Origin of the sequence: Halococcus sp. PRR34, assembly GCF_028617175.1 — an archaeon.
In the GTDB taxonomy this organism is placed as follows: domain Archaea; phylum Halobacteriota; class Halobacteria; order Halobacteriales; family Halococcaceae; genus Halococcus; species Halococcus salifodinae.
This window is the reverse complement of the sequence record NZ_JAQJDA010000006.1, coordinates 123,657-136,304: the sequence shown is the minus strand read 5'-3', so window position 1 is coordinate 136,304 and position 12,648 is coordinate 123,657. Positions and strand designations below refer to the sequence as shown.

Below are 12,648 nucleotides of genomic sequence, written 5' to 3'. Positions count from 1 at the left end.
ACGAGCTGCCGGCTCCGAGCGAGTTGATGGCGAGTACGGGCCCACAACTGGAACTGATAGACGGGGATACGGGTTCACTGCACCACTTCCGTCACAATCAGACCGCTTGGTGGCGTTCCGCATGGTTCTGCATCGACCAATCCGTCAGTATTGCTTCCTCACCGATACCCCTCGGTGAGGCGTTCGACGTATTTGGCGATCACGTCGACTTCTAGATTGACCGGGTCGCCGGGCGCTTTCTCGCTCAGCGTCGTCAGGTCGTAGGTGGCTGGGATCACGGCCACGGTGAACGAATCCGGGCGGAGGTCGGCGACCGTGAGACTGATCCCATCGACGGTGATCGATCCCTTCTCGACGACGTAGCGCGCGACCGATTCGGGCAGCGAGAACGCGAACTCCCAGTCGTCGTCGATCCGTTCGACACCGCGGAGTTCGGCGGTCGCATCGACGTGACCTTGGACGAAGTGGCCGTCGAACCGGCCGTCGGCGGGCAGCGCCCGTTCGATGTTGACCACGTCGCCGACTCCGATCGTCGCAAGCGTCGTGCGTTCTATGGTCTCGGTCGAGCAGAACAGTTCGAACGACCCTGAATCGTGGTCCTCGACGGTGAGACAGGTCCCGTCGATCGCGATGCTCTGGCCGTGTGCGAGGCCGTCGAGATCGGCCCCGATCCGAACACGTCGGCCGCCGTCCTCGTCGATGACGTCGCGGACCTCGCCGGTGGTTTCGACGATACCGGTGAACATGGCCGGCGATAGGTGTGGTCGCGGGATGAGGCTACCGCTCGACGGCCGTGGTCCTCGTTCGACGGTATCCTCGTTCGACGATGTTCGGGTCGCGAAACGGGGTTCGCACGGGAGCCACGTCGCTTATAACCGATGGGTGCCTGTTGTGGGCCATGTCTACTGACACGCACGTGACCCGGCTGTTCGGCGGACCGGGGAGCGGGAAGACCACGGCGCTGCTCGACCGCGTCGAGGACATCCTCGACGAGTCGGGCACCACGGTCGACGACGTGCTCGTGGTATCGTACACCCGGGCGGCGGCCGCCGAGATCCGCGAACGCCTCGCCGAACGCCTCGACGCCAGCCCGCGATCGCTCAAGGGCAACGTCTGTACGATGCACGCGAAGGCGTACGAGCTCCTCGATCTCTCGCGCGGGGACGTTGTCGGCGAATCCGACAAGAAGGAGTTCTGTGAGGAGTACGGCATCGAGTTCGAGGACGAGTACGAGGGCTCACGCCGACGGAGCGCGCGCTCGACCACCATCGGCAACAAGGCCATCGCCACGAGCCAGTGGCTCCAGCGCACCACCCGAGAGGTCGCCGACTGGTACGACGTCCCCTTCCAGTGGAACGACGAGGAGGTGCGCCTCCCACCCGAGATCGACGACAACGCCCAGCAGGGCAACAAGTACACGCCGACGTGGCCGAGCGACGACGATCGCATCGACATTCCGGAAGCGATCCGAGCGTGGCGGTCGTACAAGGGCGAGCACGGGCTGACGGGGTTCGCGGACATGCTCGAACGCGTCCACCAGCGCTCGCTCCTGCCGTCGGTCGAGTACCTCGTGATCGACGAGTTTCAGGACATCACGACGCTCCAGCACGAGGTGTACGAGGCGTGGAAGCCCCACGTCGAGCGCGCGCTGATCGCGGGCGACGACGACCAGGTGGTGTACGCGTGGCAGGGCGCGGACCCACAGCTCCTGCTCGACGAGGTGGGAGAAGACGTGATCCTCGACAACTCCTACCGGCTGCCGTCGCGCGTACTGAACGTCGTGAACCGCGAGGTGCGTCACATCGAGCAGCGCCAGGAGAAGAACCTCCGACCCAGAACGGAAGGCGGAACGGTCGAGGCGGTCCACAGCCCGTCGATGCTCGATCTCGTTCGGAACGTCCGATCGACGGTCGAGAACACCGACGAAACCATGATGATCCTCTTTCGAGCGCGCTACCAGCTGTTCCGGTTCATGGACGAGTTCATCGACGACGGGATTCCCTTCCAGGCGCTCACCGACCAGCGGATGTGGACCGATCGGCTCGACGACTACGTCGGCGCGATCGAGCGGGTCGACGAGGGCGAGCCCATCACGGGGCTCGAAGCCCGTCGATTGGCCGACATGCTCGCCGACACCGCCTTCGGAACCAACCACCGCGACGCCCTCTACGACGCGCTCGACGACGAGCAGGAGGCGGCGGGCGTCGAGGACGTTGCCGAACTCACGATCGATCCCGGACTCGTCGAGGAGCACGTCCCGTTCATGCCCGGACCGGCATCGGCCGACGACATGCTTCGGAAGGTCTCCCAGTTCCAGACGCAGTCGGTCGGGGCGTACTTCGGCGGGGAGTATCAGGACGTCGACCGCGATCGCGTCCGTGTCGGCACCATCCACTCCGCGAAGGGTCGCGAGGCCGATCACGTGTTCGTCGCGACCGACCTCACGGAGAAAGTCGTCGAGCAGATGGCGGCCTCGGTCGACGACGACGTCACGATCCCCGGCGACGAGCCGTTCACCAAGAACACCGATCCGGTGCCGATGCTGACCGACAACGAGCGTCGGGTGTTCTACGTCGGGATGAGCCGCGCGCGCGAGCGCCTCGTCCTGCTCGAAGACCTCATCGGCGGCGCGCCAACGCTCCCGATCGACGTGCTGCTCGACAACCGGCCTTCTGGTGTCACGGTTGAGGACGTGCTCAGCGAGACCGAGGCCCCCGCTGCGGATTAGTTCCGCTCGTCCTCGCCGGGGTCTTTCGCGATCGTGTCGACGGTCCGCTCGGCTGCCATCATGGGAAGATCGTCCGGCGTGGTGACGTAGGTTTTGACCACGAACATCAACACCGCGACGGCGATCATCGCGATGCCCGACAGGGTCTGTCCCTGGGCCAGAAAGAGCGTGCCGAGCACCGCCACCGGCAGCGCGAGCACGAGCGTCACGACGGTTCCGAACGTGCTGATGATGCCCATGTCTCGCCGTGAGAGACGGACTGACTTACGGGCTTCGTCGCGTCGTCGAACGGTCGGATTCCAGAATCAGGCCGATCGCGGCGTCCAGCCACACACCGTACAGGTGGTCGCGTCGGCCTCGTGAAGCCCACCGCAGTCCGGGCACTGCTTTTTGTTGTAGCTCTCTCCCCATCCCGGCGACCCGGTTTCGTGGCCGCGCTGCGCGAGGAACTCGTCGACGTCAGCGTCGGCATCGTTGGGTGCGGTCGCCATACATGATACGGTATGACGCACCACTCATATAGCTCTGGTGGTCGGTGCTAACGCTTATCGCGAACGGTGTGACAGAGTGGGACGATGACGGACAGTAGCGGAGGTCGAGAACGGTAGAGCAGTCCGACCGAAATCGGGTCAGAAGCGGACTTCTGCTGCCTCGCTGGCCTACAGATCGTACAGCGCGCCGTACTTCGCCCTGGCGTGATCGAGGAAGTAATCGGCGGTGAACGCCTCGCCGGTGGCCTCCTCGATCAGGTCAGGGGTGGTGTAGCGCTGGCCGTGGCTGTGGACGTTCGCGGTGAGCCAGTCGTGGAGCGCGTCGAACTTGCCGCGCTCGATGTCGCCGTCGAGATCGTCGATCTCCTCGTCGGCGCTCGCGTAGAGCTGCGCGGCAAGCACGCTGCCAAGCGAGTAGGTGGGGAAGTAGCCAAAGGAACCGTGCGACCAGTGGATGTCCTGGAGACAGCCCTCCGCATCGGTGTCGGGACGGATGCCGAGATACTCGTCCATCTTGTCGTTCCAGACCTGGGGCACATCGCGCACGTCGAGATCGCCCTCGATCAGCGCGCGTTCGATCTCGAACCGGAGCACGATATGCATGTGATAGGTGAGTTCGTCCGCCTCGACGCGAATGAGGTTGTCGTCGTACACCCGGTTCGCGGCCTCGTAGGCGTCCCGCGCGGTGACATCGTCGAGCCCCGCAAAGCGCTCTTTGACTTTCGGCAAGAAGAGCGACCAGAACGGCTGCGATCGGCCGACGTGGTTCTCCCAGAGCCGAGACTGGGATTCGTGGACCGTGAGGTTCCGACTCTCACCCAGCGGACTTCCGTACTCCTCGTCGGGCAGTCCAAGAGTGTACGTCGCGTGACCGAACTCGTGGACCGTGCTCGTGAGCGCGCCGAGCGGGTCCTCCTCGTCGAAGCGCGTCGTCACGCGGGCGTCGAACTGCGTGCCGGTCGAGAACGGATGCGGCGCGGTGTCGAGACGGCCCCGCTCCCAGTCATAGCCGAGGGTGTCGAGCGCGTCGCGCGCAAGCGTCTCCTGGGCGTCAGCGTCGAACGTTCCGCTGAACGGGCGGGCGAGCTCGACATCACTCTCGCCGATCTCGTCGATCAGCGGAACGAGCTCTTCGCGGAGCCGGTCGAGGATCGTCTCGGCGGTGTCGAGCCCGAGATACGGTTCGTAGTCCTCGAACAGCACCTCGTACGGCGGCCGGCTCGAATCGATGTGCTCGGCGTACTCCCGTTTGAGATCGAGCAGCTCCTCCAGAATCGGCGCGAACGTCTCGAAGTCGTCCTCGGCTTTCGCCTCCTTCCAGACCGGGAGCGCCTCGCTCGTGGTCTGGGAAATTTCGGCGACGAGATCCGTCGGAACGCGCGCCGCGCGGTCATACTGGCGACGGATCTCTCGGACGACGGCGGCCTGTTCGCCCGAGAGATCCGCGCTCTCAGCCTCCTCGAGTGCGGTCTCGGTCTCGTCCTCGACGAGGAGCTCGTGGCTCGTCGCCGATAGCGCCGAGCGCTGGGCCGAGCGTGCCGGCGTGCCGCCGTCGGGCATCATGACTTCCTGATCCCAGCTCAGCACGCCCGCTGCGCTCTGGATGTTGGAAATCCGCTCGTAGCGTTCGAGGAGATCGTCGTAGGCGTCGACCGTGGCGTCGGATGCCATACCCGACAGCCGGCGCGCCGCCCTATCAATTCTTGCCTACCGGCCGATCGATTCGGCCGCCTCGCGGTAGATCTCGTAACACCGATCGAGGACGGCGAGCGACACGCTCTCGTCTTTGGTGTGGGCCTCGCCCGGTTCGGCGGGGCCACAGATCACGCAGGTCACGCCTGCCTCGGCGAGCCAGCCCGCGTCGGTCGCGTGGGGTTTCGTGACGAGTTCGGGCTCGCTCTCCTGAGCCTCGGCGGCGGCCGCGCGAACCGCCTCGGCGAACGCCTCGTCGTCACACGCCATTGGCGGGAGGTCCTGATCGACCGCCCACTCGACGCGTTCCGAATCCTCGACGGCCGCCAGCGGAGCGCGCTCGCCCGGAACCGTCCGTTCATCCACGGTGATCGAACACGACTCCGGAATGACGTTCCACGCCGAGCCACCATCGATCTCGGTCACGACAACGCTTCCCCGTACCCGCTCACCGAACACGTCGGTGGATGGTGCGTCGATCCCGCGAACGGTCTCGACCGCCTCGCACGCGGTGTAGACGGCGTTCTCGCCGGCTTCGGGTTCGCTCGCGTGGGCTGCCGTCCCGCGGGCAGTGATGGTGCTCGCCCGCCGGCCTTTGTGTGCCACCGCGACATCGGTCGTTCCAGGAGCGGAGTAGCCCGTCGTGCCCTCGCCGATGATCGCGTAGTCGGGCGCGAACCCCTCGTCGATGGCGTGGCGTGCGCCCTCGCCGCCGATCTCCTCGCCGGCGAAACTCGCGAAGACGAGTTCCACTGTAGGGTCGGTGTCGTCGGACTGCGTCCGACTGTCCGAGGTGCGTAGCACCTCGCTATCGCGGAAGGCACACATCGCGGCCGCGACCGCGCCCTTCATGTCCGCCGCACCGCGGCCATAGAGCCGGCCATCGCGTTCCTCGACGACGTACTCGCCGTCCGCTGTCTGTGAATCGTCCGGTGGAACCACGTCGTGGTGACCGACGAGCGCGATCGACTCGTCCGTGTCGGCATCCGTGTTTCGGCGGGCAATGACGTTGCCAACCCCATCGCGGGTCACGTCGGCGTCGGTCCCCTCGCGGAGCCAGGTCTCGATGAAGTCACCAGCATCGGTCTCGTCGTCGTGACTCGGGATCGCAACGAGGTCGCGGGTGAGATCCGTGGCAGCAGCCATGGAAGCACAGTCCACGAGAAACGGCATAAGCCCTTCCGCCCGCGCTTGAACACCCTTTTGATCCTGCCGGCCGAACGACACGCATGACTGTCGTACCGGACACGAGCGCGGTTATCGACGGACGCGTGTCCGAACGAGTGGAGAGCGGTTCGTTCGAGGGGGAGACCGTTGCGATCCCCGAGGCGGTCGTCGTGGAACTCGAATCTCAGGCCAACGACGGCCGCGAGTCGGGCTGGGACGGGCTCGAAGAGCTCCAGCACCTCGCCGAACTCGCTGACGAAGGGACCATCGATGTGGAGTACGTCGGCCGGCGGCCGGGCGACGGCGAGCGCCACGCTTCCGACGAGGGGGCCGTCGACGCGTTGATCCGCGATCTCGCTGCGGAGGAGGAGGCCACGCTACTCACGAGCGACAAAGTCCAGAGTGAGGTCGCCCGCGCGAAAGGACTCGACGTCGAGTACGTCGATCCCGAGATCCGGGGAGACGCGCCCGAGCACCTCGCGATCGAGGACTTTTTCGACGACGAGACGATGAGCGTCCACCTCAAGACCGGGGTCGCACCGATGGCGAAGCGCGGTGCGGTCGGCGAGATGCGCTTCGAGACGATCGGCGACGACCTGCTCACGGAGGACGATCTCCAGGAGTGGATCGCGGAGATCGAGACCGCCACGCGGGCGTCGAGCGACGGGTTCACCGAACTCGATCGGAACGGGATGACGATCGTCCAGTTCGGCAACTACCGGATCGCGATCGCCCAGCCACCGTTCGCCGACGGGCTGGAGATCACCGCCGTGCGGCCGATCGTCGAAACCGAACTCGACGACTACGACTACGCCGACGACCTCCGTGAGCGACTGCTCGATCATCAGCGCGGCGTCCTGATTGCGGGCGCTCCCGGGGCCGGGAAGTCGACGCTCGCTGGTGCGGTCGCGGGCTTTCTGGCCGATTCGGCGTTCTCGGTCAAAACGATGGAGAAGCCCCGCGATCTCCAGGTCGGTCCCGAGATCACCCAGTACACCGAACTCGACGGCCGGATGGAGAACACCGCGGACTCGCTGTTGATGGTGCGGCCGGACTACACCATCTACGACGAGGTCAGGAAGACCGAGGACTTCTCGGTGTTCGGGGATATGCGCCTCGCGGGCGTCGGGATGATCGGCGTGGTCCACGCCACGCGAGCGATCGACGCGCTCGGGCGGCTGGTGGGCCGGGTCGAGCTCGGGATGATCCCCCAGGTCGTCGATACCGTGGTGTACGTCGAGGCGGGCGAGATCGATACGGTCTACGACGTTCGAACCGAGGTCAAGGTCCCAGAGGGACTCACCGAGGAGGACCTCGCGCGGCCGGTGATCCAGGTTCGGGACTTCGAGACCCAGCGACCGGAGTACGAAATTTACAGTTTCAATCGCCAGGTCGTCACCGTTCCGGTGGGCGACGCCGACGAGGAGGACAGCGGCGTGGATCGGATCGCGAAACAGGAGATCGAGCGCGAGATCCGGTCGGTCGCACACGGCAACTGCGAGGTCGACCTGAAAAGCGCGAACACCGCAGTCGTCTACGTCGAGGAGGCCGACATCTCGACGGTGATCGGCAAGGGCGGCGGGCGGATCACCGATATCGAGAACCGACTCGGGATCAGCATCGACGTGCGGACGTTCGACGAGCGACCGGACGGTCGGGGTGGCCGATCGGGAAACGCGAATAGCGGTGGTGGTGGTGGCGGCAGCCACGGCGGGAGCGGCGGTGGCGGAGCGAGCGGCGCGGGCGATATCGTCACGCCCGAGATCACCTCGCGACACGTCGTGATCCCGATGGACGGCTACGCTGGCGAGACGGTCGAGATCCAGGCCGACGGCGAGTACCTGTTCACCGCGACCGTCTCACGGGGCGGCGAGGTTCAGGTCTCGCGTGGCAGCGCGATCGCGGAGGAACTCGAAAACGCGATCGACCGCGGCCGGCAGGTCACCGTCGCACCGTCGTAAACGACAACAGTCGACCGCTTTTTTCGGGATGGTTGCGCTCTGGAGCGGCGGCTGTGGTGCGGGCCTGGCGTCTCGACGAGCGGAGCGAGTCGAGGCTCAGGAGAGCCTGCTCTCCTGGCGGATGAAGGGCGAGGTCACGAACGCCGGAGCACGCGCTGCGCGTGGTTCGAGGGAGCGAAGCTCCCTCGTCATCACGAAAGGCGCGAAGCGCCTTTCGAACGACTTCGAGCTCTCGTTCGCTTCGTCTGCTCACGGGCGCGAAGCGTCCTCAGAACGGCTTTGCCGTTCTGATGGGCTGCACGAGAGCTTCGCTCTCGTGAACGCCCGTTCGCATGGTCCGCGGGACCGAAGGTCCCGCGCTACTCACGAGAACGAAGTGAGTGACCGAGGGCTTCGGGGGTATTGTGCGGTTTGCGGTCGTGGTGCGGTGGGCAACTGGGTTGTACCGCGAGCGACCGCAGGGAGCGAGCGGGGGTTTTTGATCCACCGGAAGACGCGAAGCGTCTTCCGAGCCTTCGTTCGCTCCGCTCACGAAGACACATTTTTGCAAGCGGGGGTCGCGCGAGCGCAGCGAGCGCGATCCCCCGCAGCAAAAAGGTGGGGTCGCATCGTAATGTTCAGTACGCGCCAGTCGATAGGAGTGGTATGAGCGAAACCGACGCCGACGGACCAGTGAGCCGCCGGGGGTTCCTCCGGACGGCAGCGGGGGCGGCGGCCGTCGCGGGCGCGAGCGGTACGGCGGCGGCACAGGAAGGCAACAGTTCGAGCGGAGGCGGTGGCGGCGGCACGACGACGGTGGAGGTCGGTACGGGATCGGGGACCTCCTTCGGTCCCGAGGAAGCCACCATCGCGCCCGGCGGCACCGTCGTCTGGGAGTGGACCGGCGAGGGTGGCGCACACAACGTCGTCGCCGACGACGGTGCGTTCGACAGCGGAAGCCCGGAGGAGGGCAGTGATATCACCTTCGAACACACCTTCGAAGAAGCCGGCGAGTTCGCCTACCACTGCGCACCCCACGAGGCCGTCGGAATGGTCGGGACGATCGTCGTTCAGGAAGGCGGCGCGAGTAGCGGGGGCGGAGAGTCCTCGGGGCCCGCGGTTCCGAACAGCGCGAAGACCCTCGGTGTCGCCACGATGAGTTTCATGCTCTCGACGCTCGGCCTCGCCTACGTCTTCATGAAATACGGCGGGGACTACGACAACGCGCCCGAAGAGTAGTTCGCGCGACGGAGTCCGAACTGCTCCCGTTGTCACCGGGTAGCGATACGGCCATACGGATTCCGAGCCACGGCAAGCGTTCACGCGACCACACGATTGAACAGGATTGGGCCGATAACGCCAGTCGATGGGGCTGTATTCCCGATTTCGACAGCCGGAACACGTCGGCGAGAACCGCTGTGTCCCGTGTACGGTGGTCAACGTCGAGATCGCGGCGGCGGCCTCGTGAGTGTTGATAGTGGTGCCTCCTTTTCGTAGGCCGACCACGCCCGTGCGCGGTCGTTCACGCTGGCACTCCTCCGCGGACGCACCGCTATCATCGGGCTGGAGTGTGTAAGAAGTTTGAATAGTCCCGGGCGGATTCGAACCGCCGTCGTGGGCTCCAAAGGCCCATATGATTGGCCACTACACCACGGGACTCCTCGTTTCACTCGTCGTCCCGTGAGCCTCGCCTCATGGTTCGAAAGACGCGAAGCGTCTTTCGCCATCACGAAACGGCGAAGCCGTTTCGAACGACTACGTTCGGCGAGACACCACGGGACTTCACTTCGGTGTACCTCTGGATCGTACTTGAACGCTTCGAGACTCGTCTTTTTCTGTCTGGATCACCCGAGATCAGGCAGACGTGGCCGACGAACGGACGACATCCCGTGAACCGCCGACGAGGCTGGCCGACGGAGCGCTCGCCGGGGCCGTTCTCGCCATTGCGATCGCGGTCGTCTGGAACCGCGAGATCGACGTCTCGTCATCGGCGATCCTGTTCGGTTCCGGATCGACCGTGGGCTTCGAGGTGCTCGCCGGTCGCGATCCCGAGCGCGTCCGTCGGCTCTGGGCCCGGCCAACACTCAGAGCCGTGATCGTCAGCACCGCCCTCTGTCTCGGCGTGTTTGCCGTGGTCGTTTCCGCTGGTTGGCTCGTTATTGCAGGTGCGGCGGCACTCGGCTGTTATTTCGTCGTCCTCGTACTCGCCGCGTCAGGAATCGTCCCACCGCCGGAGACGTGGGCCGACAGACAGTAAGTTCGATTTTGTGCGCGTTTGCGAAAAACTAGTCCGCCGCGCCGGGCTCGGCGTCGAGCAGCGCACAGACGTCCTCGTCGGGGGCGAAGCAGTCGGGACACTGAGGTTCGCGGTCGATGATGGTGTCGAGGCGCTCGGCCACCGTTTCGTCGATCACGCTTTCGAGCTGGCTCGCCTCGGCGCGGAACTCCTCGACGTCGAGCACTTCTACGAGGAACCGCTCGATGATGCAGTACGTCTGGAGGGAATCACGCGCGCGTTCGATCCCTTCGTCGGTCAGCGTGACGCCCTTGTACTTCTCGTGGTCGGCGAGCCCGCGAGATTCGAGCTTCCCGATCATCTCGTTGGCGCTCGCGGGGCTCACGTCGAGCGTGTCGGCCAATCTGCCTGTGGCCGCCGGGCCGTTCTCGACCTGCTGGACGAGATAGATCGCTTTCAGGTACTGCTCGGCCGTGTTCATGGCGACCACCGCCTGTGGTCGCCGTGAGCCAGTCGAAGCGGCGCTTCGACACTGTTCACGCGAGCCACCTCCGGCACGGAGCGTGTGCTCGTCGATGCTTCGCTTCGACGGTGTTCATTCGCGTTCCTCCATGAGTTTCGTGACCTCCTCCGCTCCCTCTGCTTCCTCCTCGCGAATCGCCGACAGCGTCCCGACGAGTCGTTCGCGCTCGATGCCGAACTCCACAGTACTGGACTCGATCGCGGCGATGAGATCGTCGTAGAACTTGTAGGCGGTTTCCTCGTTGCAAAGCTGATCGTAGAGCACGCCGTCGGTGTCCCGATCGCGCTCGTAGTGGTCGGCGACGAGTGGTTCGATCTGCTCGAACGGGATCTGCTCGGCGTCGAGTTCGTCGATCAGCCCCGAGAGACGGTCGCGGTGCTCGGCCGACTCCTCGGCGGCGTGCTCCAGTAAGTCCTCGATTGCGGGGTCGAGATCCGCCTCGAACGACTGGTAATGCTGGTGGGCGCGCGCTTCGACGACCTCCTCCAACACGACCCCGATCTGGAGGAGACGGGCGAGCTGGTGGTCCGAGGCCACCGGCTGGCTCACGCTCACGGGGACCACCCGGAAAAGATGCGCTCGAAAACCGATGCCTCGTGGACGTCCATACCGTTGTTCGTGAACGGAAGAACTTAAGCGATTACTCCCGCAGCCGCTCGGCCACGAGGTCATCGAGGTCGTCGCGGAACTCCTCGACGGCGATCTCTTCGAGCACCGGCACGAAGAAGCCCTCGACGAGCATGTTCCGTGCCATGCGTGGCGACACCCCGCGCGAGGTCATGTAGAACAGGTCCTGCTGGTCGACCTGTCCCACGGTGGCGGAGTGGCTCGCCTCGGTGTCGTGGTTGTTGATGATGAGCTTCGGTGAGGCGTCGGCCTCGCTCTCGTCGCTCAGCATCAGGGTGTTCTCGCGCTGGTACGAAGACGTATCCCACGCGTTCGATCCGACGTCCTGAACGCCCTCGTACACCGATCGGGCGTCGTCGTCGAGCACGCCACGGGTCACGAGGTCGGCGGTCGTGTGTTCGGCCTCGTGCCAGACCCGCGCGGCGACGTCGAAGTGCTGGTCGTTGTGACCGAAGAACGCGCCAACGATCTGGGACTCCGAGCCCTCGCCCAGAAGTCGGGTCTCGACCGAGGACTTGGTGAGTCGCGAGCCGACGTTCCCTTCGATCCAGTTGATCGTGGCGTGGCTGTCGGCGTGACCGCGCTTGAGGGTGTAGGTGTACGTCTCCTCGTCGACGTTCTGGAGCGAGCCGTACTGAACGTTCGAGTTCTCGCCGGCGTCGATCTCGACGATCCCGGAGTAGTATCGCTCGCCGTCGACGTCCTCGCCCGTCGTCTGACGCTCCAGAATGGTCACCGAACTCGATTGCTCGGTGACGACGAGCGTGTAGTTGAACAGCGACTGGGAGTTCATCCGCGTGCGAACGGTGACGTCCTCGGCATCGACGCCTTCGGGGACGTAGACCACGGTTCCAGTGCTGAAGAGTGCGGTCGAGAGCGCGGTGAGGTAGTTGTCTTCGGGATCGACGACCGAGCCGAAATGCTCCCGAACGAGCTCCTCGCGCTCGTCGAGCGCTTCGGCGATCGACATGACCTCGACCTCGCTGGGCCCGACCTGGTCCTTCTCCTCGGCCGCAGTGAGGGGATCGACGAACCCCTCGAAGTCGAGATCGTAGAGGTTGGTCCAGTTGCGTCCCGGCGTCCGGATGACGTCGGGCATTTCCAGCTCTTCGAGCGTGTCGAGCGCGTCGAGACGTGTCTCCAGCAGCCACTCGGGTTCGTCGAGTCCCTCGGAAATCTGCCTGACCTGCTCCTCCGTGAGGTTTGCGTGTACCTGTGTACTCATTGCGATAATCCGATGGGGA

The 12,648-nt window shown here is 65.1% G+C and carries 12 protein-coding genes and 1 tRNA gene; 4 read left to right on the top strand and 9 right to left on the bottom strand.

The window, feature by feature from the left end; genetic code table 11:
- Positions 1 to 158: 158 nt before the first annotated feature.
- Complete coding sequence (locus PHA81_RS09790; RefSeq protein ID WP_273836630.1) at positions 159 to 746, bottom strand: riboflavin synthase; 588 nt, start codon at positions 744 to 746, stop codon at positions 159 to 161.
- A gap of 152 nt (positions 747 to 898) precedes the next feature.
- On the opposite strand from PHA81_RS09790, the gene PHA81_RS09785 reads away from it, so the two are divergent.
- Complete coding sequence (locus tag PHA81_RS09785; protein WP_273836629.1) at positions 899 to 2,728, top strand: ATP-dependent helicase; 1,830 nt, start codon at positions 899 to 901, stop codon at positions 2,726 to 2,728.
- Here the strand turns inward: PHA81_RS09785 and PHA81_RS09780 are convergent.
- From PHA81_RS09780 to PHA81_RS09765, 4 genes are all read right to left on the bottom strand, one after another.
- Positions 2,725 to 2,967, bottom strand: coding sequence for a hypothetical protein (locus tag PHA81_RS09780; RefSeq protein WP_005044219.1), 243 nt, complete (start codon positions 2,965 to 2,967; stop codon positions 2,725 to 2,727). The two genes, PHA81_RS09785 and PHA81_RS09780, sit on opposite strands and share 4 nt — an antisense overlap.
- A 66-nt stretch (positions 2,968 to 3,033) precedes the next feature.
- The gene (locus PHA81_RS09775) at positions 3,034 to 3,219 is read right to left on the bottom strand and encodes an HVO_0416 family zinc finger protein (RefSeq protein ID WP_005044221.1); all 186 of its coding nucleotides are present in this window, start codon (positions 3,217 to 3,219) and stop codon (positions 3,034 to 3,036) included.
- 168 nt (positions 3,220 to 3,387) lie between these two features.
- Positions 3,388 to 4,890, bottom strand: a complete 1,503-nt coding sequence (locus PHA81_RS09770) for a carboxypeptidase M32 (RefSeq protein WP_273836628.1) — start codon at positions 4,888 to 4,890, stop codon at positions 3,388 to 3,390.
- A 36-nt stretch (positions 4,891 to 4,926) separates the two neighbouring features.
- A complete protein-coding gene (locus tag PHA81_RS09765) occupies positions 4,927 to 6,057 on the bottom strand; it encodes a M20/M25/M40 family metallo-hydrolase (protein WP_273836627.1) in 1,131 nt (376 codons plus the stop codon).
- 83 nt (positions 6,058 to 6,140) lie between these two features.
- Between PHA81_RS09765 and PHA81_RS09760 the strand changes: the two genes are divergently transcribed.
- Both PHA81_RS09760 and PHA81_RS09755 read left to right on the top strand, forming a co-directional pair.
- Positions 6,141 to 8,039, top strand: coding sequence for a PINc/VapC family ATPase (locus PHA81_RS09760; protein WP_273836626.1), 1,899 nt, complete (start codon positions 6,141 to 6,143; stop codon positions 8,037 to 8,039).
- Positions 8,040 to 8,684: 645 nt separating this feature from the next.
- Positions 8,685 to 9,257, top strand: a complete 573-nt coding sequence (locus PHA81_RS09755) for a plastocyanin/azurin family copper-binding protein (protein ID WP_273836625.1) — start codon at positions 8,685 to 8,687, stop codon at positions 9,255 to 9,257.
- A gap of 347 nt (positions 9,258 to 9,604) precedes the next feature.
- Here PHA81_RS09755 and PHA81_RS09750 read toward each other — a convergent pair.
- Positions 9,605 to 9,677, bottom strand: a tRNA-Gln gene (locus PHA81_RS09750).
- A 205-nt stretch (positions 9,678 to 9,882) separates the two neighbouring features.
- Here PHA81_RS09750 and PHA81_RS09745 point away from each other — a divergent pair.
- Complete coding sequence (locus PHA81_RS09745; protein ID WP_273836624.1) at positions 9,883 to 10,275, top strand: hypothetical protein; 393 nt, start codon at positions 9,883 to 9,885, stop codon at positions 10,273 to 10,275.
- Positions 10,276 to 10,303: 28 nt separating this feature from the next.
- On the opposite strand, the gene PHA81_RS09740 is transcribed toward PHA81_RS09745, so the two are convergent.
- The 3 genes from PHA81_RS09740 to sufD form a co-directional block, all read right to left on the bottom strand.
- Positions 10,304 to 10,735 carry a metal-dependent transcriptional regulator gene (locus tag PHA81_RS09740; protein WP_005044233.1) on the bottom strand — a complete coding sequence of 144 codons (432 nt, stop codon included), beginning with the start codon at positions 10,733 to 10,735 and terminating at the stop codon, positions 10,304 to 10,306.
- A gap of 114 nt (positions 10,736 to 10,849) precedes the next feature.
- Positions 10,850 to 11,332, bottom strand: coding sequence for a hypothetical protein (locus tag PHA81_RS09735; RefSeq protein WP_005044236.1), 483 nt, complete (start codon positions 11,330 to 11,332; stop codon positions 10,850 to 10,852).
- Positions 11,333 to 11,417: 85 nt separating this feature from the next.
- Positions 11,418 to 12,629, bottom strand: a complete 1,212-nt coding sequence (gene sufD / locus PHA81_RS09730) for a Fe-S cluster assembly protein SufD (protein ID WP_005044238.1) — start codon at positions 12,627 to 12,629, stop codon at positions 11,418 to 11,420.
- Positions 12,630 to 12,648: the final 19 nt, after the last annotated feature.

Excerpts from the sequence above, each read along its gene's own strand:
- PHA81_RS09755 (WP_273836625.1), top strand. The coding sequence starts at position 8,685 with ATGAGCGAAACCGACGCCGACGGACCAGTGAGCCGCCGGGGGTTCCTC.
- PHA81_RS09785 (WP_273836629.1), top strand. The coding sequence starts at position 899 with ATGTCTACTGACACGCACGTGACCCGGCTGTTCGGCGGACCGGGGAGC.
- PHA81_RS09760 (WP_273836626.1), top strand. The coding sequence starts at position 6,141 with ATGACTGTCGTACCGGACACGAGCGCGGTTATCGACGGACGCGTGTCC.
- sufD (WP_005044238.1), bottom strand. The coding sequence starts at position 12,629 with ATGAGTACACAGGTACACGCAAACCTCACGGAGGAGCAGGTCAGGCAG.
- PHA81_RS09780 (WP_005044219.1), bottom strand. The coding sequence starts at position 2,967 with ATGGGCATCATCAGCACGTTCGGAACCGTCGTGACGCTCGTGCTCGCG.
- PHA81_RS09775 (WP_005044221.1), bottom strand. The coding sequence starts at position 3,219 with ATGGCGACCGCACCCAACGATGCCGACGCTGACGTCGACGAGTTCCTC.
- PHA81_RS09770 (WP_273836628.1), bottom strand. The coding sequence starts at position 4,890 with ATGGCATCCGACGCCACGGTCGACGCCTACGACGATCTCCTCGAACGC.
- PHA81_RS09765 (WP_273836627.1), bottom strand. The coding sequence starts at position 6,057 with ATGGCTGCTGCCACGGATCTCACCCGCGACCTCGTTGCGATCCCGAGT.
- PHA81_RS09740 (WP_005044233.1), bottom strand. The coding sequence starts at position 10,735 with ATGAACACGGCCGAGCAGTACCTGAAAGCGATCTATCTCGTCCAGCAG.
- PHA81_RS09790 (WP_273836630.1), bottom strand. The coding sequence starts at position 746 with ATGTTCACCGGTATCGTCGAAACCACCGGCGAGGTCCGCGACGTCATC.